The sequence below is a fragment of the Bacteroidota bacterium genome, from assembly GCA_030017895.1.
Classification (GTDB): Bacteria; Bacteroidota; Ignavibacteria; order UBA10030; family BY39; genus JASEGV01.
In genome coordinates, this window is sequence record JASEGV010000011.1 from 20871 (window position 1) to 42261 (window position 21391).

A 21391-nucleotide genomic window follows, 5' to 3' on the forward strand; every position below is an offset into this window, starting at 1 on the left:
AATCATAAATCATAAATTTACACCTCGGTTTTTCTCATCTTGCTCACCATAACTCCCACCGCTACTGTAGTTACACTTCCAATCACCGTGTACCAAGTCCAGGCAATGCTTGTAAAATAAATTACACCTATCATTACAATAACCCCTGTCGCGAAAGCAATTAAAGCATCGCGCTGTCTGGTTTTCTTAAATAAAACACCTAACAAGAAAGTTCCCAATAAGCCGCCATAAGTGAACGAAGCTATACTCAGCGCCAGTTCAACAACTGTTTTCGGAGTGTTCATAAAAATAAATGCCGAACCAATCAGCAAACAGCACCATAGTGCAGTGATGATTCGAGAGATTCTTAACTCGCTATCGGGCGTGTTTGTTTTACTAAACAATGGTTTATAAAAATCGAACATCACAGCCGAGGCGAGTGAGTTCATCGAACCGGAAAGTGTGGACATTGCCGCAGCCAAAAGTCCTGCGATAATTAACCCCGCGATACCCGATGGGATATGATTGATTATGTATTGAGGGAAAACTTCGTTCGGATCCATCTTGGCGCCGTTGTAAAAAACGTAGAGTAAAATTCCGATGAATAAAAACAAAGCGAACTGAAACATCACGATGAAGCCGCTTGTTATAATTGCTTTCTTACTGCTTGATAGCGAATCGGTTGAGAGCAATCGCTGCACTATTAGCTGGTCGGTTCCGTGCGATGCCATAGATAAAAACATCCCGCCTAAAACGCTTCCCCAAAAAGTATATGGAGTTGAGAAGAAAGTTTTTAAATCTAAATTAAATCCGAAATTAAAGAGAGAAAATTTTTCTGAAATGTTCCGAACTGCGAATATAGATGCGATGCTTTCGGGAATTTGTGAGCTCAAAACCCAAATTGCCGCAACAGCGCCTCCCAAATAAATAAACATCTGAACAACATCCATCCATATTACGGCACGTATTCCACCGATGTAAGTATAGACAAGTGTTACAACGGCAGTTAACATAATTGCAGTCGGATAATCGACACCTGTGATTAATTTAATTGGGATTGCAGTAGCGTAAAGACGGACTCCGTCGGCAAAGAGGCGCGTTATCATAAAAACAAGCGATGCGGTTTTACGTGTTGTAGTGCCGAAACGGTTTCCCAGAAAAGTGTAAGCGGTCTCGATGTTACCGCTGAAATATGCAGGTAAAAATATAAAAGCGATTAAAACCCTGCCGACGATGTAACCGATTGTAAGCTGTAGAAAATTTAAGTTAGCAACGTATGCAACTCCCGGAATGCTTATGAATGTGAGAGTGCTTGTTTCGGTTGCAACGATAGCAAAACATACAGCCCACCAGGGAATTTTGCGGCTGCCTAAGAAATAATCGTGTGTAGATTTTTGTTTACCCCCGGATATAATTCCAAATATTGCTACACCCAAAAGATAAACTGCGATGATTAAATAATCGAGAGAAGAAAAACCCATTGTCGGTTGGGTTTAACCTTTTATGGCTTGTTTAACTGTCTTGAAGATTTGAAAAATCCGGTCGAGTTGTGAAATTTTCAGTAAACTCGCAATCGAATTGTTTACGTTAGCAAATCTAACTTCTCCATCGTGCTCGTGCATTGTACGATGAGCAATCAGCAAGGCACCCAATCCGCTGCTATCGCAGAACTGTACATCTTTCAAATCTACTACAAGCACCGACGCTTTTTTAGGTTTGCATAGTAGTAAAAACTCGGCTTTAAGCTGAGAGGAGATAGAGGTATCGAGTTTCTTTTCATTTAATTTGAAAATTGTAACATTATCTTCTTTTCTAACATCAAATTTCATTCATTAACTCCGATTAAAACATTTTTAGGTACTGTACAAATTGTTGATAAATATTACTTGCCGGTTGCGCCTTGTTAAAGTTAAACTGAACATTATAAAAAGTATCGGCGGCACGATCCGCCAAACCGATACGGTATTTTGCACCGGTTGCTTTGCAAATATAAGCAGTGTATAAGACGAAATCAAGGTTTAAATTAATTATTACATCATAACTTGTTTCGCGGAGTCTATCAAGAAAGTTTTGTCGTGGTAGAAAAAATTTGTTTATGTGGCTGGCGCTCATTCGTATCACTTTGCTTCTCGGTAATTCGCTCAAAGAAGTCGAACGTATCCCTTCCGTAACGATAGTGATTTCTTTATTCTCAAGTTTATCGCGTATTGTCCGAAACGCAATACCGGCAGCTTGAGCATCTTCGTAATCGACAGGAAGCACTATAAGAATTGTCCGTGCGTGAGATATGAAATCTGTTAATTCTTGCTGAGTATCCTTTTCTTTCCTGTACAAAAACTTTGTGTATTGAAGCCCTATGTATTCAAGCGTGTGTTCGAACATTTTTATGAATGAGTTTGTTAAATTTTAAATAAATATAAGCAAATTAGGAATTAATAGAAACTTTATATATCTTATTCCCGCAATCAACAGTACACCGTTGTTTTCCGAAAGGAAGGATGTGGCGACCGCAAGGAAGCAAAATCTTGCTTTACGATCGAACTGATGTGAAACGTTAGCCCACTAGAGGTAAAAAGTAATTTCAGCGTTCAATATCGTGTTTTCAAGCAACAAACCAGGGGTACCTCAACTCCCAGAGGATCGGGAGATTCAACATTTATCTGCCAAATGTTATTAAGGCGGAAAAAGAAAGGATACGTTCCATGGAAAAAGGAACTGTAAAGTGGTTTAATGGAGCCAAAGGTTTTGGTTTTATTACACGTCCAAGCGGCGAAGATGTCTTTGTTCATTTCAAAGCAATCGTTGGCGACGGGTATAAAAATCTGAACGAAGGCGACCGCGTCGAATTTGAAGTCGAACGCGGGCCTAAGGGTCTCCAAGCTACAAACGTTTCAAAGGTCTAATCTACGAATAGTCGTAGACCACGGTCGATGAACTTAAATTATAACCCCGCATCTTGCATCAGTGAGATCGGGGTTTTTTATTTAAGTATTTCAGTAATACCGACGCGTATCATCATAACCGCGATTGCAGCCAAAAACAACGAGGCAACTTTAGCAATCGCACGCGAACCGGCTTTCCCCATTATTTTTAAAACCTGATCAGCATACCAAAAAACAATCCACACTATTATTAAATTAAGGGAGATGGAGGTTATCGTCCACAAGTAACCGTACGAGTCAACTATCATGAGGATGGTGGTTAAAGCGGCGGGTCCCATAATCAGAGGAATTCCAATCGGAACTACACCTACAGCCGATTCAGGATTTTTACGAGCTGTATCGCTTGAAAAAAGTAAATCGTTAATAGCAAGAACCAGTAAAACAAGTCCGCCGGCAATTCTGAAATCGTTTTCGGTAATCCCTAAAAATGCGAATAAAAGTTTTCCCGTTCCAAGAAAGACGATAGAAATTACAAGAGCCGTTAGCGTTGCCTCGATTATTAGTCGCTTACGACGCTTCTCTGTAATTCCCTCCGTCAAACCTAAGAATAACGGAAGCGTTCCGAGAACATCCATTGCAACGAACAGCGGGATGAATGCAAGCAGAAATGTTTCGAAGGGCGACATTGTGGCTTATTCTACAGTTATTCCTTTTGCTTCCAAAGCTGATTTGATAATTTTAATTGCTTCCTGCCTTGGAATTAGCAAACGTGCTTCAGCCTCTGCAACCGCATTGGCAAGCCTTCCCCTTTTGTCTCTTAAAAATAAAAATATGTGATACCCGAGTCGGTTGATGTCATTCGGTTCGACTGCAGAGATATCTCGCACGGCATTGTATGCAATTTTTTCTAACGATTCTTCTGAAAACTCTTTTACTTTAGGTGGATTTTTTGTTGTCATATTATTTGGCTCTTTATTGTTTGAAATATTTTAGTGTCCGGCTATTTGTTCAATCATTAATTTGCTTAGATAGAAAAGGAGCATACCGGCAAATACAATGATAGGTGTTATACGGTTCTCTGACCTGTTAATCTCAGGAATTAAATCGCTAGCTCCGACATAGGTTGCTATGCCTGCGGAAATAGCGAATACAATTCCGATAATCGTAGGGTCAATTTCAGCTAAGAAAAAAACTGCAATAATTCCTGCCATAGTAGCCATTCCTATAGCAACTGTTGCCCAAAAAGCATTTTTACGTGTCTGATTTGATGCTAACATAATTGTTGCAACCGTGAGTCCTTCTGGTAATTTGTGAAGCAACACTGCGATAAAGAGCATCAAACCGATATAGAAGTCGAAATGGAAAGCTGCTGAAATTGCAAGTCCATCGAAAAAAGCATGAATTAAAAGTCCGCTAAGCGCTGAATAGCTTGCAGTCTTCGATAGCATTATATCGGTGTGTGTTTCTTCTCCGAAGTGGAGGTGTCCGACTATCGTATGTTCAAAAAAATGTATTAGCGCAAAGCCCAACAGCATAAACAGAGGAGCAGAGTGCCCTAAGTGTTCTATACTTTCGGGAATTAATTCTAAAAAAACGAGAGCGAGAATAAAACCGGCGCCGAGAGCAATTAGATATTCCTGTACTTTTTTGGGCCAATCTTTTTTTAAAATAACAAGGCAGCCGCCTAAAATCTCAGCAGCAGCCGCAAATAACCCGAATAATATTATTGTAAACATCTAATTACTCCCGTATGATTTTTTGATATACTGTTTTGCCTGTTCGCGTGAACCGTCGTATGTAGTCATTTTTAAAACTTTATTGTATTGCTTTAATGCCAAATCGCGTTTCGACTGTAAATCGTAAATCATACCGATTTTTAAATTAGTCATTACCATAAAACCCGATTGATTATCTGTATCGAGCGACCGCGATTGTTCGTCGCATTTGTAAAAATGATTAAGCGCTGAATCATAATTCCCAACATTAAAATGATAAATCCCTAAATAATATTGTGCTTCGCGAACTGCCGATTCGTTATAACCTAAATAATTTTTTGAATTGTTATCGAGAACTTCCAAAAAAATATTTTTCATCTCATTCCACTTACCTAACGAACCGTACAACCTGCCTACATATCTATGAAAAATAGGGTTGTTGGGAAATTTAATATAGAGTTTTAAAGCAAGCGGAAGTGCCTGACTGTATTTTTTTTCATAATTAAAAAGTATTTGGATAAGAAAATAAGTTGCTTCATAATTTGCATAGCGTGCTTTTTCGGCTGCTTGCTTTAGTTGTTGAACGCCAAGCATCTTATCGCCTTTTGGAAATAATATTACAAAAGGTTTTACAATCGGATATTCTTCGGGTATTACATCCCTGTAATAATTATAGATACCCATTCCAAGCAGCACATCAGTATTGGTCGGCTCAAGATTATATGCTTGATGAACAATTGGGATTGCAAGTCTTCCGTCGTTCGCCGCATACAACCATTGTTCACGATGAACCCGGAGTCGTCCTCGGAATCCAATTGCACCTCCTTTAAAAAACAAAGCGGTCAGATCAGTCGTATTTGATTCGAGTTTCTTATCGCATAAAAAAATTACCTTTTCGAGCAGCGAGTAAAAATAATTGTCGTTTGAGGTGTTTTCAGGATTGACGATTATTCTCCACCATTCAATCATAGCAAGAAAAAAATGTCCCGATGGGTGGTCGGGATTTTGTTTGATAACTTTTTGAAATTCAATCTTGGCGTTGTCGAATTGTAAACTGTAAATTAATTCAACTCCCCGCTGTGTTAAAGCATCGGCGGTGCTGTCTGGAATCCATTGAGAAAATGAATTCCCAAAACAGATGAATAGCAAGGTAATCGATATTAGTAATTTCATATAATAAAGGGGTTATCCGAATTTTATTATTCGAATAACCCCGCATTTAAGTGTAATATTTTTACTTTAAATATTTTCCGATATCTTCAACCGTTATTAATCTGACGCCTCCTTTTTTGTAAACAGCACCCTTGATGAATACTGTTATTCCGAGGTAAGGCTTCAGTTGGTCTTCGATTTTTATATCGGTTAAACCGCCGGTTAAAAAAACAAGTTTTCCGGTTCCTTTTTCAAACAATACAAATGTTCCGCCCTTCTTGAAATTATCGAGTGTAATTTCAGTACCAGCCGGAGTTGTAGGTTTGATGTTGTCTTTGACGAATGTTGTCAACTCAACGATTTCGCCATAAACAGTAGCTTTTTTCTGTGCGAATGTTGAATTATTGAATAGGAATAATCCTAAAATTAGAATTAATCCATAAAATAAAAATTTTGTTTTCATCTTCCGCTCCTAAAATTATTTTGAAGTTTTTGAATATGGATTATAAGCGACGCTTTGATAGGAAATTCTTACGTGGAGATATTGATCGAGAGAAGAACCATATATTAAAGTTCCATTAGCGAGATTTCGCTCGATTAAAATTCTTCCGTAATTTCCATTAACACCTTTGTAATAAATAATTTTAGATGTAGTGGCGGCAACGGAATCAACAGGAATTTCATAAAGTGTATAAGTTGTCGTATCGGGCGGAGTAATTTGAGGATCGTTTAAGGTATTAGAACTAATCGAGACGGTCGAGAATCGTGTAATTCTTCTGTTTGCCCTATACAGATGAGAGCTACTCAGCGCCACATTGCTTCCTGTTTTTGTATCTACAAAAACATCGATTTGTGAACTATCAGCGTTTAAAAGTGAGATAGTTTTCGGCAAGCTTGTTTGCGAGTAGTAAAAAATTAAACCGCTTGCAAAACCGGTTCCGCTTGTTCGCTCGTAAACTTGAATTGGGATAGTCCCTTCAGTATCAAACCGCCAAGCCGGCGACCATTTGATGGTAACCGAATCGCTGTTGATGTAACCCTCGGATGTGGCAGCAGCTTGTGATGTAATTTCGAATCTGTATATCATCCCGTTGTTCAAGCTCGCTATTACTACACTACTATCGGCACCCTTTGGTACCGATGTAGTTCTAACAGTGTTATTGTCCAAAGTTTTTACTTTGATAATATAGTTTACTAAGTCAGCTAAATTTTCGTTTGTTGATTTTGTCCACTTCAAAACGACACTAGTATTACTTGCTGAATATGCTTTCAAGTTAGTTACTGGTTGCAGTTTAACTTTGCCTGGTCCTGTTGTAGAATCCTGGCAGCCTGCCCAGAGTAATGTAATTACCGCTATAAAAACAAGCGGTAACAACTTTGCTTTATAATTCATTGTATCCTCCTAAAATATTATTTATTAGTTTTTGAATAAATATTTTCAGGCACCGTTTGATATGAAACCTGGAAACGCAAATATTGTGATGGAGAAGTTCCCCAGAGTAATGTCCCATTTTCGGGATTGCGCATAATTAGTAAACGCCCGTAATCTTTTCCACCTCTTGCTCTAAAATAATGTATCCTGGAAGTTGGCGTAGCAAGTGAATCAACTCTGAATTCAAACAACGAATAGGTTGCTGTATCGGGAGGTGCAACTTGTGGATTGTTAAGTGTTTCAGAATTATAAGACACAGTCGAAATGCGTAATATCCTTCTGTTTTTCCTGAATAAGTGTGAACTTCGCACTGCTAAACGGTTTATTCTTTCAAGTGTGTCGGGAACAGTATGAACATAAAGATCAATAAGCACACTATCGATACCTAATAATTTTTCAGTCTTAGTTTGTTTGGTTACTGGATCGTATAATATTAACCCGCTGGCAGAATCCGGTGAGCTTGAAGTTTCATACACGTTAATAGGGTTTGTATTAATTGCATCAAATCTCCAGGCTGGCGCCCATTTTATTTTAACAACATCACTCGCCGTAAACACTAATGATGTCGGTGAAGCGTAGGCAGTTATCTCAGAAGAATAAATAACTCCGTTTTCAAGTCCTGTAACTATTATACTATCCGTGCTTTTGGGTACGGTAATTTCTTTTACAATTGCCTTGTTTGGTTTTGCAACTTTTATAACGTAATTCATAAAATCAGTATGGGTTTCGTTTGCCGATTTTGTCCATTTAAAACCAATAGAAGTGTTCGAAACGGAGAACGACATTAAATTGGTTATAGGTTGTAATCTCACCCAACCCGGACACCAGTTAACAGCAACCGGATCGCTATCGATACCATTTTGCGACAAAGTAGAAACCTTAGTAACAACTTTAAATGTATAAATAAGATTTTTCTGAAGATTCGTTATCATAACACTATCTTCTCCCTTTGCAGCATTAACGGTTTTTTCAATGTTTCCGTCAGGTTTAATTGCGCTGATTAAATAGCTAGCAAAATCGCCTCTAGCTTCATCTACCGATCTGTTCCAAGTTAAACCGGCTGTTGTAGAATCGACCACGAATCCTGTTAAATTGGTAACCGGTTGAAACTTAACCTTATACTTATTTGCATCTGTTGAATCCTGACATGCGAAGAATACTAATAGCAGACTGGACATAAGAATAAATAAAAATACTTTTTGTTTCATACTACTCTCCTTAATTAAAGGTTATACTTATTTTGTTAATTTTTTTTGTATATAATTTAATAAATTTTCAATAGAAATTCGTTCCTGTAACATTGTATCTCTATCTCTTACTGTAACTGATTGGTCTTGAAGAGTTTGCGAATCGACTGTTATGCAGAATGGTGTTCCAACTTCATCTTGCCGGCGGTAGCGTCTGCCTACAGCGCCCGAATCGTCGTAAAACACACGCATGTGTTGCCGCATTTCGTTCGCGATTTTCTTGGCTATTTCAGGCATTCCGTCCCGGTTTACGAGTGGGAAAATCGCTACTTTTATCGGAGCCAATCTGTTGTGAAGTTTTAACACAACACGCATTTCAGTTTTTCCATCTGCTGTGGGCGCTTCTTCTTCCGCATAAGCATCTACCAAGAATGCCATGAACGAACGGCTGGCACCTGCCGATGTTTCGATGATGTAAGGAGTGAATTTCTCTTTTGATTCGTCATCGAAGTATTTCATATTTTTACCTGAATATTCTTCGTGTCGCGAAAGGTCGTAGTTGGTGCGGTTGTGTATTCCTTCTATTTCGCCCCAGCCAAACGGAAACTGGTATTCAACATCATAAGCATCCTTTGCATAGTGAGCTAATGCGTGAGGCTCGTGTTGATGCCATTGCAGTTTTTCCTTCCGCATTCCTAAGTCGATGAACCATTGCATGCGTTGCTGGCGCCAATATTCGAACCAATCTGTATCGGTGCCGGGCTTTACAAAATATTGCATCTCCATCTGTTCGAACTCGCGTGTTCTGAACAGAAAGTTTTTCGTGTTAATTTCGTTCCGGAATGCTTTTCCAATTTGAGCAATTCCGAATGGAAGTTTTTGCCGTGTAGCATTTTGGACATTCAAGAAGTTTACAAAAATTCCTTGAGCTGTTTCGGGGCGCATAAACACTACGGCGCTGGAATCCTCCATCGGTCCTACAAAAGTTTTAAACATTAAATTGAACTTGCGTGCCTCGGTAAATGAACCTTGGTTTCCGCAATTCGGACATGGAACCATATTTTGGAGAATGTTAGAGACAACATCGCCGATTACTCTGTTTTTAAACTCTTCAATTACTTTTTCGTCTTCTAATCGCCCCTCAAAAGTTGCAGGGTCAAGACTACGTAAAATTTCTTTTTTCTTTTTTATTGATAATTCATCGATTAAGTTATCAAGCCGGTATCGGGATTTGCAGCTTTTACAATCGACCATCGGATCGGTAAAGTTTTCAACGTGTCCTGATGCTTCCCAAACTCTCGGATGCATCAAAATAGCAGCATCAACGCCTTCAATGTCTTCTCGAAATGTCATTGTTCGCCACCACTCTTCTTTCAGGTTACGAAACATCTCAACACCGAGAGGTCCGAAATCCCAGCAGCCGTTTAAGCCACCGTAAATTTCACTCGATTGAAATACAAAACCTCTTCGTTTTGCGAGCGATACAATTTTTTCCATTGTGTCCGACTTATTAGAAGCGATAAAAACTTCTCCTTTCTTAATTTATTTTTTTGATTTAAAACCTATTGATTGAAGAATCGTTCCTTTATCAATTATATAAAGTGTTGTAATCTTCTCTTTTAAATTTTCGGTGCCCGATACTTTCAGTCCATAATCATCCATCATTTGTTTCAATTCAAGATTTATTAGAAGTGAAAGCGAATCGTTGAGGACGTTAATTCTTTTTTCTATTCGTACGAAATCAGCAAAACGAATCTCGTTCCTTTTCATTTGATTTTTTGAAATATGGAACTTCGATAAAACTTTATCAACAGCACTATCGACGTCGGTTGATGAGTATTTCAGCGACTCGATTTGATAATACTTGAAATTTTGCTTGATATCGATGTTCTCATTCAACAGAAAGTTAAAAAAAACAACTAAAGACAATAAAATCACTACAAATATACGAATGATGATACCATTTTCCAAGTGTTATTTGCCTTTGAATTGAGGTTTACGTTTTTCTAAAAATGCATTCGTCCCTTCTTTGAAATCTTCAGTTTTGAAACAATCGCTGAAAAGTTGAGTTTCTAATTTCAATCCGTTAGCAAGAGGTAATTCTAAATTCGAATTCAGGGCTTGGATGGCATACGTTATTGCTGGAGGAGCTTTCGTAAGAATTATTTTTGCCATTTCTTCTGCTGCATTTTTTAAATTGGCGAACGGGACCACCTTGTTGACTAAGCCAATTCTGTGTGCTTCGTTTGCATCAATAGTGTTGCCGGTCAGTGTCATTTCCATAGCTTTGCCGATACCGACGATTCGGGCAAGCCGTTGTGTTCCGCCGTGTCCCGGAATTAAACCAAGGTTTACTTCGGGCTGTCCGAATTTTGCATTCTCCGAAGCGATGCGGATATGGCAAGCCATTGCAAACTCGCAACCGCTGCCTAGTGCAAATCCATTTACTGCGACAATTACCGGTTTTGGAAAATTTTGTATTCGACTCAGGAAAGTATTCCCGACTTCGGAATAGTTTTTTGCTTGTTCGGGAGAATATCCGGCAAGCGCGCTAATATCTGACCCGGCAACAAATGCTTTCTCGCCGGCACCGGTGAGAATAATTACACCGATATTTTCTTCGCTTTCGAATGAGTCGAAAGCTGTTTTAAGTTCAGCAATTACTTCCAAATTAATCGCATTCAACTTATCAGGACGATTAATTGTTACAAAAGCTATTCTGTCTCGGATTTCAACAATTATAGTTTTAAATTCCATTTTTTTTTCCTTTTGGTTTCACTTTTTTCTACCTACTACCTACTACTTACTACCAGACTCTACCATGCAACTTCAACCCTGCTTTGGTCGCCAATCATAAAACGGTGAACGTGTGGTTTACTATTAGCTTCTACTATTTCGACATCGTTACCGAGCAAACTACCTTCGATACGGATTTTTACAGAAATTATTTTGCAATCGCGCAGCACTATGCTGTACTCAACTTCGCTATTTCTAACAACCGTTCTATCTCCAATAGATGTGAAAGGACCTATGTAACTGTTTTCGATGATGCAATCTCTTCCAATAATTGCCGGACCGCGGACGACGCTGTTTATTACTTTAGCACCTTTTTCAAGTACAACTTTTCCCGCAACCACCGATTGAGAATCAACTTCGCCATCGAGGCGTAGCTCCTGATTATCGAGAATCAGACGGTTTGCTTCGAGTAGATCGGCCGGTTTTCCGGTATCTTTCCACCAACCTGTAATTTCGCTGTAACCGACTTTGTATTTGTGGTCAATCAGCCATTGGTGCGCATCCGAAATTTCAAGTTCGCCACGTCCGCTCGGTTTTATATTATCGCATGCTTTGAATATGTTCGAATCGTAAATATAAATACCAGAAACAGCATAATTGCTTTTTGGTTTCTTTGGTTTTTCTTCAACTCCAACAATCCTACCTCGGCTATTTATGTCAGGAACACCAAAACGCTCGGGGTCTTTCACTTTTGCTAAAGTTAGCCAGCAATTGTATTTGCTGTTTTGAAATTCCTTAATAAATCGTTTCACGCCACCGACAACCATATTGTCGCCCAAGTAAAAAATAAAATCGTCTTTACCAATAAATGGTTCGGAAATTTTTACAACATGAGCTAACCCAAGAGGTGCATCTTGTGGAATGTAAGTAATTTTTATACCCCATCTGCTTCCGTCTCCGATAGCCCTTTGAACTTCGTCGTTGTCGGCGTTTACGACAATTCCAATTTGTTTTATACCTGCTTGAACAACACCTTCAATTGCATAGTGTAAAATCGGTTTGTTTGCAATCGGAATTAAATGTTTGTTTTGCGTATGAGTTATGGGCCGAAGCCGGGTTCCACGACCACCGCTTGCAATTAATGCTTTCACAAAAAATTTCCTTCACTTATTTTTTAAAAATGACTTGAATAAATTTATTAACTCTAAAAAATGTTCGTTTGTAATTGTTCTTTTCTGTCGGGCTAACCGTGCTGTCTCGATGCCCATGCCTATATAATATGTAATCAAATGTGGCGCTATTGCTGCTAAACTCTTTAAATGCAATTCAATTGTTTTGATATCGCCCCTCTCGATTGGTCCTGTTAAAGCGACTAAAGGCGATGTCGTAAATACATTCTTCATTGACGTATTTATAATAGGGGTGAAAACATCGATCCAACCAGATTTAAACTTGAATTTTTCAACTGCTTCCGAAAGAGCATTCAAAGCAGTTACAATATAATTGGAAGCAAACACACAAGCAAGATGATACAACGGTTTATCTTTTTTAGATATGAAAACCGACTTGCCTCGGAAAGTTTTTACCAATTCTTGTGATATATGATGGATTTTCTTGTTTCCCTCGACTCCAAAATAGATACCCTTTAAACTTTTTTTTAAATCCCGAATCGATTGGTTTGCCGGAAATGATTGTATAGGATGAAATGAAAATACCGAAGCCCCCTTTTTTGCTAATGGGCTCAATATTTCGGAAGTATATACACCAGAAGTGTGAATAACTGTAAGCTTCTTAAAATTTAAATTTTTAACCGAAGAAATTTTTTGGGCAGTGATCGCTATCTGGTCGTCGGGAATCGTGATAAAAATTATCTGCGTCTTGGGGTCGATATCAGAAACATCTGTAGAAACCTGTTTGCAATTTACTGAATTAGCAAGTTTTCGAGCAGCTTTTTTATTTACATCTACAATCGATAGTACAGTAGAACCTTTTTCAAAAAGGAGAGACGACATAGCTGAGCCAACTCTGCCAGCTCCGACAATTGATATGTTAAATTTAGTGGATGGCATTAATCGACAGATTTATAAATTACTGCCGAAAGATAACCAACTACTTCACGTTTCTCTCCGGTTACATCACCCGAATTACAACTGAACAATTTTTCAACTTTGTTGGCGCCCAATCCTTTTGCTGCAATCATTGCTGCTGCTGTCGGACCTCCTCCGCATGCTTCGGTAGTCTGGTTATAGAGTTCATTTAATAATTGTATGTGATCAAAATTTTCTATCGCATCGATAGCTCTCTGATCGAGTTGCTGAGCCGTTTCGTATGGGTGGAAATGCGATAAATCGGTGCTGGCAACAATGAGTATTTTCTTTCTCTTTGCGGCGGACTTCAAAACTTTTGCCAATGCCTGACCAAGCCGGATGCAATATTCCGGAGTTTGGTCGCCCATTACAAGCGGAACGAGTTTAAATTTTTCTAAAGTCATTTGTAGAAAAGGGAGATGAACCTCGAGAGCATGTTCGTCGTGGTGACCTGACATAGAAAGAAACACTAATTTTTCCTCGGCAATAATTTCGTTACTAAGCTCCATGTCAATTGGCACATCACCAAGTGGAGTTTTGTAGCAGTTTCCGGGAAAAATTGAAACTCCTTTGAAATATTCTCGGTGACTTGGCGAAATAATTACAACAGTGTCGTATTTTTTATTCTCTAATAATTTATAGCCGTAGGCAGCAGTTAGCCCTGAATATGTATAACCGGCATGCGGCGAAATAAGAGCTTTTAATTCGCCTTTAATTTTTTTTGGTTTGGCGCGTTCCAATAATTCAGTAACCTGTCGAATCAACGTTCTTGCATCAACAGGATAAAATAATCCTGCTACAGCAGGCTGGCGTACATTTAATTTATCCATTATAAATTCGATTCGTTAAAAATTTCCGCTGTAAAGATTGAAATTTTTGTGTTGCCTTTTTTCCAGGCATCGTAAGGTAGCCCCGCTTTACGAGCAGTTTGACTCAGAAAAGTATCTCTGTTCCAATTATATTCCGCCGGAACTTGAGGTAGTAGCAAGCCGCGGTTGGATCCTTGTTCCATCACAATACCATGTGTGCCTACTTCTATTTCGTTTACATCGGTGATTTCCTTTAAGGGAGATAATATTGAAATCTCCAACTCCAAATCTTCCAACTCATCGATTGATACAGGCATAAACCTCGGATCATTCATCGCAGCATGCGATGCTGTTTCAACTACAGTGTCGATTAATGGTCTTGTTGCCTCTATATATCCGATACACCCTCGAAGTTCACCGAATTTATGAATTGTTACAAATGCACCCGAGAGTTTTCGAAACACTTCCGGATATTCAAGCGGAACCTGATGTGCCTTTTCATTTACAGCGAACTCTATCGACTGCTTTGCAATATTTAGTAAATATTTTCTTTCCTCTTGTGTTAACACTTCTTTTTCTAATTTTCTTTGTGAAAATTAATTAAAAGATAGGGAAAAAACAAACTTAACCTGAAGTTGAACACAAGGTTTGTAAAATTCTTCAATTTGTTTTATATTTGAACCGTATTTTTAAGAAAAACATCAAAATTCCTGAAATTCCATCAGGCAATCGTTCAATATATGAAAGGCTTTTAATGAATACAGGTAAGATTGTCCAAGTAATTGGACCGGTCATAGATATAGATTATTCCGGAGGCAAACTTCCAGCAATTTTAAACGCAATAAAAATAAAGCGGACGAACATCGAGGGTATTGAAGAGGAACTGATTTGTGAAGTACAGCAACACTTGGGCGAAGAACGGGTTCGCACAGTAGCTATGGACTCGACCGATGGACTCGTGCGAGGGATGGAAGCAATTGATACTGAATCGCCCATTATGGTGCCTGTAGGGGAAACCGTTCTCGGCAGACTAATTAATGTTATTGGAAAAGGAATTGATTCTCTCCCCCCAATCGAAAGTGATAAATATTTTCCGATTCATCGCCCAGTTCCCGACTTCAAAGATCTGAGTACTAAAAAAGAGATGTTTGAAACCGGAATCAAAGTTATCGACTTGCTTGAACCTTACTCGCGCGGCGGTAAAACCGGTCTATTCGGTGGCGCCGGCGTAGGTAAAACAGTTATCATAATGGAACTTATCCACAACATCGCATTGCATCATGGCGGTTACTCTGTTTTCGCCGGAGTGGGCGAACGAACGCGCGAGGGTAACGACCTTTGGCTTGAAATGAAGGAAAGCGGTGTGTTAGATAAAACTGCACTCGTTTTCGGTCAGATGAATGAACCCCCAGGCGCCCGTCAACGAGTCGGGTTGACAGCTTTGACAATGGCTGAGTATTTCCGCGACGACGAAGGTAAAGATGTTCTCTTGTTCATTGACAACATTTTCAGGTTTGTGCAAGCTGGTTCTGAAGTATCGGCTTTGTTAGGAAGAATTCCATCGGCGGTTGGTTACCAGCCTACGCTTGCAACCGAGATGGGAGAATTGCAGGAACGTATTACTTCAACAACGAAAGGTTCAATCACTTCGGTGCAGGCAATTTATGTTCCTGCCGACGATTTAACCGACCCGGCTCCCGCAACGACATTCAGTCACTTAGATGCAACAACTGTATTGAGCCGCCAAATTGCAGAGTTAGGAATTTATCCTGCCGTCGATCCTCTCGATTCAACATCCAGAATTCTTGAACCGGGTGTTGTAGGCGAAGAGCATTACGCCATTGCCAAAAGAGTTAAAGAAATATTGCAAACTTACAAAGACCTGCAGGATATTATAAATATTTTAGGAATGGATGAATTATCGGATGATGACAAGATAACCGTAGCCCGAGCACGAAAGATTCAAAAATTTTTATCGCAGCCATTTTTCGTTGCCGAACAATTCACCGGAATTCCCGGAAAATATGTAAAATTAGAAGATACAATAAAAGGATTTAAAGGAATAGTCAACGGCGATTACGATGATATTCCCGAAGGTGCATTTTATATGGCAGGCACAATCGAGGAAGTATTAGAAAAAGCAAATCGGATGCAATAGTAAATAGATGTTCGACAAACCATACAAATTAGAAATAGTAACACCTCGAAAAATTATTTTCAGCGGCGAGGTATTAAGTTTTGCCGCTCCCGGTGTAACAGGCGGGTTTCAAGTTTTATTCGACCACGCACCACTTCTTTCGGAAACAGGCATAGGGGTTATCAAACTTACTGCAAAAGATGGACAGGAAATCCGGTACGCTACGAGCGGCGGATTTGTTGAAGTGAAAGACAATTCCGTGACTATGATTGCTGAAACAATTGAGATTGTAGAAGAAATAGATGTTGCACGAGCCGAAGCTGCACGTGAACGAGCGATGAAGCGGATAAAAGAAAGAAAACCGGGAACCGATTTGATACGTGCCGAAGCAGCGCTGCAACGCGCGTTGAACAGGATTCGTAACTCTAATAAGTAAACGATTTAGTTTAAACTTTAGGGGAGAAACAATTTTAAAATTAATTTTACTATGCGACCTACACGTGCCGAAATATCTCTTAAAGCTATTCAACACAATTTAGAAGCTGTCAGAAAAAAAGTCGGTCAATCTGTAAAGGTAATGGGCATCGTAAAAGCGAATGCTTACGGACACGGTTTGGTCGAAACTTCAAAAGCTTTTGTAAAATTCGGCATTGACTATTTAGGGGTTGGATTTTTAGAAGAAGGAATAATTCTACGGCAAAACGGTATTAACTGTCCGATACTTGTACTTGGCGGAGTTTTAGGCGATCAGGTTCAACATTTTCTTGCAAACGATCTCGACATCACTGTTTCGTCTGTCGAACTTGCCGAACGTATCGAGCGGGAAGTTGATCATCATAGTTCGAAGAAAGCAAAAGTGCATCTTAAAATAGATACCGGTATGGAACGCATCGGTGTTCATTCAGATAATGCACTTCAGTTTGCACAAAAAGTTGCCGCATTACAACATATTGAAATTGTAGGTATTTACAGCCATTTCGCTACAGCCGAAGCGCGCGACAAGAGTTTTGCTTACTCACAACTCGACCGCTTCAGTTCAGCTTTGAACCAAATTAAATCGGCTGGGATCGAAATTCCGTTGCAGCACATTGCTAATAGCGGCGGCGTTCTCGATTTACCGGAATCGTATTTCACGATGGTGCGTCCGGGAATTGTTTTATACGGGTCGTATCCTTCTGATGAAACAACCGAAAGCATCACGATTGAAACTGTGCTCTCATTAAAATCGAAAGTTGTTTTCATAAAAACAGTTGAAGCTAACACTAGCATAAGTTACGGTCGGAAATATTTTACATCGTTACGAACAAAAATTGCCACAATCCCAATCGGTTATGGCGATGGTTACAACAGAAGATTAACTAATCAAACAAATGTGATAATAAAAAGTCAACAATATCCTGTAGTTGGTGCAATTTGTATGGATCAAATAATGGTAGATATCGGAGATTCAGATATTCACATCGGCGACGATGTTACATTAATTGGAAAAGATAAAAACGCAGCTATCGGAATTTGGGAATTAGCAAACAAAGTGGGAACTAATGCCTACGAATTAATGTGCGGTATCTCGGCACGCGTTCCAAGAATTTATTTATAAGGAGAAATTATGCCAAATGTATATGCAGTAATTATGGCTGGTGGGGTAGGAGCTCGGTTCTGGCCCCGAAGTCGTGAAAAATCGCCGAAGCAGTTGTTAGAAATTTTCGGCAAGAATTCAATGATTGTTAATACGGTTAAAAGATTAGACAGGATAATCGAACCGAAAAACATTTTAATCGTTACAAATAAAATTCAGAAGCCGTTAATTATTAAACAGCTTCCTAATATTCCGGCAGATAATATTATTGTCGAACCGTTTGGCAGAAACACCGCACCGTGTATCGGGCTTGCGGCTTTATTTTTACGCCGGCACGATCCCGATGCTGTTATGGTTACGCTGCCTGCCGACCATATAATTGAGGATGTTGAAGAATTCCATAGGGTTCTTCGATTGGCAATTTGGGTTGCTTATGAATCGGGGAAGTTGATTACTGTGGGAATTCAACCTACGCGCCCCGAAACCGGGTACGGGTATATTCAAATCAACGATGTAAGCGATGAATCAAATCCTTATTTCACGCGTGGAATATACAAGGTGAAAACCTTTGCCGAAAAACCGAACGAAGAGACTGCAAAAATGTTCATCGAAACAGGCGAGTTTCTGTGGAATAGCGGTATGTTCATTTGGCGTGTGGATACAATTTTAAACGAAATCCAGAAATCGCTCCCCGAAATGTACCAAGAACTTATGAACATCGACGCTACCGTAGGCACGAGTAAATACGATTCCACACTTGAACTGTCGTATAAAATGATTCGGGGGATTTCTATTGATTACGGTGTTATGGAAAAAGCCAAAGAGGTTTTTGTTATTAAAGGAATTTTCGGCTGGAGCGATGTCGGTTCATGGGACGAAGTTTACCGCCTCTCAGGTAAAGATGAAACCGGAAACAGCATCACCGGCAAGGTTATGTTGAATAACACTAAAAATGCATTAATTCATTCCCCCGATAAGTTTACAGCTGTTATCGGAATGGAAGATATAATCATAATCAATACTGACGATGCACTATTAGTATGTAAGTTAGGTAAATCGCAGGACGTTAAAGAGGTTGTCGATTATCTTAAACGCAAACAAATTGATCAATATTTATAATATGGATAAAAAATTAATTTCTGACTTAACAGTAAAAGAAGCAACTAAAAGAGGACAGAAGCAAATTATAGTTTCACCGGGAACAATTGTAACCTCGGCAGCCCGTGATGTTGCCAAAAGTGTAGGGATGGAATTCATTGAAGCTAATGATGTTTTACAGAAAGTTGCCGACAAAACCCCGCCCAAAAAAGTTTATAAAGGTATCATAGCGATAGGAAGTGATCATGGCGGTTTTAGCATGAAAGAACAATTAAAACCGTTCATCGCTGATATGGGATACACAATAAAAGACATGGGAACAACTTCCGAAGAAGCCTGCGATTATCCTGATTATGCATTTGCCGTAGCAAAATTAGTTTCATCGGGGGATGCCGATAGGGGAATAATGATAGATGCTGTTGGAGTTGCTTCGGCTATGGTTGCCAATAAACTGCCGGGTGTTCGAGCGGCTGCTTGTCAGAACGAATTTGCCGCACGAAGTAGTCGCGAGCACAACGATGCGAACCTGTTGACTCTCGGTGGACGCATCATAGGAATAGAATTAGCTAAAACTATCGTGAAGGCTTGGCTCGTTACAGAATTTGCCGGCGGTAGACACCAAAAAAGAGTAGATAAAATTTCTGATATCGACTTGAAGTATCGAAAAGGTTAAAAAAAAACAGATTGCTGAATATCACACAGATCTTTTCCCTTTCTTGACTTTAAAGAGAATAAACAGTATATTTATAGTGAACTTTAAGCATACCTCGCTAATACATTGAAAAATATCAAGTTAGATTGATTTGAAAATCGTTTTTAAAATATCTTTAGTTTTGTTACTGACATTTCTTTTACAAGGGAAGATTTTCCATTTCTCGAAATGGAATTTTGGAGATGCTTTTGCAGACGAAAGCAGCGTTCATCAAACAGTAGCAAAAAGCACGACTGGTAACAAACCATCATCAAAATTACACGAATACCGGAAGATTGTTGATGAAAGAGCTAAAGCTAATGATCTTGATTCAAAGCTTATACTTGCTATCATAAAGCAAGAATCGCAGTTCAACGAAAATGCTGTTAGCGAAAGAGGGGCACAGGGGTTAATGCAATTAATGCCCAAAACTCAATTTGAATTATCGGACGACTCACTCGATTCGTTCCACCCCGAGAAGAATATTAAACTTGGAGTTAGCTATTTTTCAAAATTGTATAAATTATTTGAAAACGCTCCGGAAGAAGACAGAATTTGTTTGGCTTTGGCTGCATACAATGCCGGACCGAGCCGTATTTATGATGCACAAGATTTAGCTGCTTATTTAGGTGAAGACCCGCTATCATGGCGGTCGATCCAAAACGCACTGCCGCTGCTATCGAAACGCTACTACACGCTGCACCAGCCAGTCTGGGATGGTGGGAAACCCAGAAATGGCTACTTCGGTAGCTGGCGGCAGACTATTTTGTATGTTCAAAATGTTTTAAAATTTCATAAAGATATTCAATAACATTTAGTTTCCAGTTTATTCACGAGACCATCACCAGAGCGGCGACTCTGGGGCTTGAAGTTGATGTTACTCACCTGCTCGAAAATTCTTTTAAATACACTCCACATCTTGAATTAAGCCAACCCTCTTTCACAAAACATGATTTAATTAACTCTCAAAAAATTCCCCACTCGAAATAATTATCATTTCAGAAAAATTGAATACGGAAATAAAAAAATAACTTATTGATAAATAAAGAGTTATAGATACGTTAATAGTAAAATGGGTGCTAAATTGGGGAGAACGAGGGTTCAGAATCCGATCCGGGCGTTGAGCGTGTCGAAACGCCATTACTGGTGAGATCAGAAAACGGTTGCCTTTACGAGCTCATCAAGCACGAAAGAGTAGGATGAAAGATTACCAAATTGCCTCATCTTGCAAGCCCAGCAAGTAAACAGTGTGCAAACTAAAAGATGTCTTTCGATTCAACATACCCTTTTCCTTTTTTTCCTTATACATAAAAATTTTAAAAAGAGTTGCAAAAACGACATTAGAAAAATGGGTTATACATTTTGGAGAACAGCAGCTTAGTTGAAAATTTTTTATTATTTTGGGAAAGCAATAGATTTTAAAGGCGGGACTAACCTATGTATAACGCGCAAGTCCAAAAAGTAAAAATAATACCTCAATTGAGGTATTGACATCTGAGCTTCTATGCCTTATATTTAACCAAAATAAGTAGCCAAAGAAAAAAATAAAATGAAGAATAATTATTTCATAATTTTTGGAATATTTTTTGGTTTCCTTAGCAGCTACATATTAACGTCATGTGATGGCACAAATGAAATAATCGGTGAAAGTTGTTGTGACAAAATTACTATGTCTAAACCGATAGGCCCTGTAGATGACGTTTGTGGAAGAAATGCTTGTGATGTTATTTTTACGAATTGTAATACGTGCTGCTTAGAAACGATTTGGACAAAGGTTTGTATGTTCCATCGGTATGATGGGTCGTGCGGAGGAAACGGAAGTGGATATTGTGGAACTCATAGATGTAATGCCTGTTTCGGTGACAGGTGCAAATGTGTGGTAAGCTTATGTTATTGTCGTAGTGATGTAC

At 39.1% G+C, this 21391-nt stretch carries 24 protein-coding genes; 7 read left to right on the forward strand and 17 right to left on the reverse strand.

All coding sequences use genetic code 11. The annotated features are described in order from the left end of the window. Positions 1–17: 17 nt before the first annotated feature. The 3 genes from QME58_03465 to QME58_03475 are packed head-to-tail and all read right to left on the reverse strand — an operon-like array spanning position 18 to position 2361. Positions 18–1460, reverse strand: coding sequence for a sodium:solute symporter (locus QME58_03465; GenBank protein ID MDI6802889.1), 1443 nt, complete (start codon positions 1458–1460; stop codon positions 18–20). Between the two features lie 12 nt (positions 1461–1472). Further along, entirely contained in the window at positions 1473–1808 is a 336-nt protein-coding gene (locus QME58_03470; GenBank protein MDI6802890.1) for an STAS domain-containing protein, read from the reverse strand. A gap of 13 nt (positions 1809–1821) precedes the next feature. After that, on the reverse strand, positions 1822–2361 hold the full coding sequence (locus QME58_03475) for a hypothetical protein (GenBank protein MDI6802891.1): 540 nt from the start codon (positions 2359–2361) through the stop codon (positions 1822–1824). Positions 2362–2681: 320 nt separating this feature from the next. Between QME58_03475 and QME58_03480 the strand changes: the two genes are divergently transcribed. Beyond that, a complete protein-coding gene (locus tag QME58_03480) occupies positions 2682–2882 on the forward strand; it encodes a cold-shock protein (protein ID MDI6802892.1) in 201 nt (66 codons plus the stop codon). Between the two features lie 77 nt (positions 2883–2959). On the opposite strand, the gene QME58_03485 is transcribed toward QME58_03480, so the two are convergent. The 14 genes from QME58_03485 to amrA all read right to left on the reverse strand — a co-directional run bounded on the left by QME58_03485 (position 2960) and on the right by amrA (position 14548). Further along, complete coding sequence (locus QME58_03485) at positions 2960–3547, reverse strand: MarC family protein (GenBank protein MDI6802893.1); 588 nt, start codon at positions 3545–3547, stop codon at positions 2960–2962. 6 nt (positions 3548–3553) lie between these two features. After that, positions 3554–3820, reverse strand: a complete 267-nt coding sequence (locus QME58_03490) for a hypothetical protein (GenBank protein MDI6802894.1) — start codon at positions 3818–3820, stop codon at positions 3554–3556. A 30-nt stretch (positions 3821–3850) separates the two neighbouring features. Further along, positions 3851–4597: a ZIP family metal transporter gene (locus tag QME58_03495; GenBank protein ID MDI6802895.1), complete on the reverse strand. Its 747-nt coding sequence runs from the start codon at positions 4595–4597 to the stop codon at positions 3851–3853. Then, positions 4598–5749, reverse strand: coding sequence for a hypothetical protein (locus QME58_03500; GenBank protein MDI6802896.1), 1152 nt, complete (start codon positions 5747–5749; stop codon positions 4598–4600). It abuts the gene before it with no gap. A gap of 61 nt (positions 5750–5810) precedes the next feature. Further along, a complete protein-coding gene (locus QME58_03505; GenBank protein ID MDI6802897.1) occupies positions 5811–6191 on the reverse strand; it encodes a hypothetical protein in 381 nt (126 codons plus the stop codon). Positions 6192–6206: 15 nt separating this feature from the next. Continuing rightward, positions 6207–7121, reverse strand: coding sequence for a fibronectin type III domain-containing protein (locus QME58_03510; protein ID MDI6802898.1), 915 nt, complete (start codon positions 7119–7121; stop codon positions 6207–6209). A gap of 17 nt (positions 7122–7138) precedes the next feature. Next, on the reverse strand, positions 7139–8368 hold the full coding sequence (locus QME58_03515) for a fibronectin type III domain-containing protein (GenBank protein ID MDI6802899.1): 1230 nt from the start codon (positions 8366–8368) through the stop codon (positions 7139–7141). A 27-nt stretch (positions 8369–8395) separates the two neighbouring features. Next, complete coding sequence (locus QME58_03520; protein MDI6802900.1) at positions 8396–9868, reverse strand: glycine--tRNA ligase; 1473 nt, start codon at positions 9866–9868, stop codon at positions 8396–8398. 21 nt (positions 9869–9889) lie between these two features. Further along, positions 9890–10318 carry a hypothetical protein gene (locus QME58_03525; GenBank protein MDI6802901.1) on the reverse strand — a complete coding sequence of 143 codons (429 nt, stop codon included), beginning with the start codon at positions 10316–10318 and terminating at the stop codon, positions 9890–9892. Between the two features lie 3 nt (positions 10319–10321). Beyond that, complete coding sequence (locus QME58_03530) at positions 10322–11104, reverse strand: enoyl-CoA hydratase-related protein (GenBank protein MDI6802902.1); 783 nt, start codon at positions 11102–11104, stop codon at positions 10322–10324. Positions 11105–11163: 59 nt separating this feature from the next. Beyond that, positions 11164–12234 (reverse strand): glucose-1-phosphate thymidylyltransferase, encoded by a 1071-nt coding sequence (locus QME58_03535; protein MDI6802903.1) that lies wholly within the window; start codon positions 12232–12234, stop codon positions 11164–11166. 12 nt (positions 12235–12246) lie between these two features. Next, positions 12247–13152 carry a DUF2520 domain-containing protein gene (locus QME58_03540; GenBank protein MDI6802904.1) on the reverse strand — a complete coding sequence of 302 codons (906 nt, stop codon included), beginning with the start codon at positions 13150–13152 and terminating at the stop codon, positions 12247–12249. Continuing rightward, on the reverse strand, positions 13152–14000 hold the full coding sequence (gene amrB / locus QME58_03545; protein MDI6802905.1) for an AmmeMemoRadiSam system protein B: 849 nt from the start codon (positions 13998–14000) through the stop codon (positions 13152–13154). Before amrB ends, QME58_03540 begins: the two co-directional genes overlap by 1 nt. Next, positions 14000–14548, reverse strand: coding sequence for an AmmeMemoRadiSam system protein A (gene amrA / locus QME58_03550; protein MDI6802906.1), 549 nt, complete (start codon positions 14546–14548; stop codon positions 14000–14002). Before amrA ends, amrB begins: the two co-directional genes overlap by 1 nt. A 185-nt stretch (positions 14549–14733) precedes the next feature. On the opposite strand from amrA, the gene atpD reads away from it, so the two are divergent. From atpD to QME58_03580, 6 genes are all read left to right on the forward strand, one after another. Next, positions 14734–16137: a F0F1 ATP synthase subunit beta gene (gene atpD, locus QME58_03555; GenBank protein ID MDI6802907.1), complete on the forward strand. Its 1404-nt coding sequence runs from the start codon at positions 14734–14736 to the stop codon at positions 16135–16137. 7 nt (positions 16138–16144) lie between these two features. Beyond that, positions 16145–16552 (forward strand): F0F1 ATP synthase subunit epsilon, encoded by a 408-nt coding sequence (locus QME58_03560; GenBank protein ID MDI6802908.1) that lies wholly within the window; start codon positions 16145–16147, stop codon positions 16550–16552. 51 nt (positions 16553–16603) lie between these two features. Further along, positions 16604–17713, forward strand: coding sequence for an alanine racemase (gene alr / locus QME58_03565; protein MDI6802909.1), 1110 nt, complete (start codon positions 16604–16606; stop codon positions 17711–17713). A gap of 9 nt (positions 17714–17722) precedes the next feature. After that, the gene (locus QME58_03570) at positions 17723–18811 is read left to right on the forward strand and encodes a mannose-1-phosphate guanylyltransferase (GenBank protein ID MDI6802910.1); all 1089 of its coding nucleotides are present in this window, start codon (positions 17723–17725) and stop codon (positions 18809–18811) included. Positions 18812–19013: 202 nt separating this feature from the next. Then, complete coding sequence (gene rpiB, locus QME58_03575) at positions 19014–19463, forward strand: ribose 5-phosphate isomerase B (GenBank protein ID MDI6802911.1); 450 nt, start codon at positions 19014–19016, stop codon at positions 19461–19463. A gap of 130 nt (positions 19464–19593) precedes the next feature. Beyond that, positions 19594–20292 (forward strand): transglycosylase SLT domain-containing protein, encoded by a 699-nt coding sequence (locus QME58_03580; protein MDI6802912.1) that lies wholly within the window; start codon positions 19594–19596, stop codon positions 20290–20292. Positions 20293–21391: the final 1099 nt, after the last annotated feature.

Excerpts from the sequence above, each read along its gene's own strand:
- QME58_03475 (MDI6802891.1), bottom strand. The coding sequence starts at position 2,361 with ATGTTCGAACACACGCTTGAATACATAGGGCTTCAATACACAAAGTTT.
- alr (MDI6802909.1), top strand. The coding sequence starts at position 16,604 with ATGCGACCTACACGTGCCGAAATATCTCTTAAAGCTATTCAACACAAT.
- QME58_03470 (MDI6802890.1), bottom strand. The coding sequence starts at position 1,808 with ATGAAATTTGATGTTAGAAAAGAAGATAATGTTACAATTTTCAAATTA.
- QME58_03490 (MDI6802894.1), bottom strand. The coding sequence starts at position 3,820 with ATGACAACAAAAAATCCACCTAAAGTAAAAGAGTTTTCAGAAGAATCG.
- QME58_03465 (MDI6802889.1), bottom strand. The coding sequence starts at position 1,460 with ATGGGTTTTTCTTCTCTCGATTATTTAATCATCGCAGTTTATCTTTTG.
- QME58_03505 (MDI6802897.1), bottom strand. The coding sequence starts at position 6,191 with ATGAAAACAAAATTTTTATTTTATGGATTAATTCTAATTTTAGGATTA.
- QME58_03500 (MDI6802896.1), bottom strand. The coding sequence starts at position 5,749 with ATGAAATTACTAATATCGATTACCTTGCTATTCATCTGTTTTGGGAAT.
- QME58_03485 (MDI6802893.1), bottom strand. The coding sequence starts at position 3,547 with ATGTCGCCCTTCGAAACATTTCTGCTTGCATTCATCCCGCTGTTCGTT.
- amrB (MDI6802905.1), bottom strand. The coding sequence starts at position 14,000 with ATGGATAAATTAAATGTACGCCAGCCTGCTGTAGCAGGATTATTTTAT.
- QME58_03530 (MDI6802902.1), bottom strand. The coding sequence starts at position 11,104 with ATGGAATTTAAAACTATAATTGTTGAAATCCGAGACAGAATAGCTTTT.
- QME58_03510 (MDI6802898.1), bottom strand. The coding sequence starts at position 7,121 with ATGAATTATAAAGCAAAGTTGTTACCGCTTGTTTTTATAGCGGTAATT.
- QME58_03540 (MDI6802904.1), bottom strand. The coding sequence starts at position 13,152 with ATGCCATCCACTAAATTTAACATATCAATTGTCGGAGCTGGCAGAGTT.
- QME58_03495 (MDI6802895.1), bottom strand. The coding sequence starts at position 4,597 with ATGTTTACAATAATATTATTCGGGTTATTTGCGGCTGCTGCTGAGATT.
- QME58_03560 (MDI6802908.1), top strand. The coding sequence starts at position 16,145 with ATGTTCGACAAACCATACAAATTAGAAATAGTAACACCTCGAAAAATT.
- QME58_03515 (MDI6802899.1), bottom strand. The coding sequence starts at position 8,368 with ATGAAACAAAAAGTATTTTTATTTATTCTTATGTCCAGTCTGCTATTA.
- atpD (MDI6802907.1), top strand. The coding sequence starts at position 14,734 with ATGAATACAGGTAAGATTGTCCAAGTAATTGGACCGGTCATAGATATA.
- QME58_03480 (MDI6802892.1), top strand. The coding sequence starts at position 2,682 with ATGGAAAAAGGAACTGTAAAGTGGTTTAATGGAGCCAAAGGTTTTGGT.
- QME58_03570 (MDI6802910.1), top strand. The coding sequence starts at position 17,723 with ATGCCAAATGTATATGCAGTAATTATGGCTGGTGGGGTAGGAGCTCGG.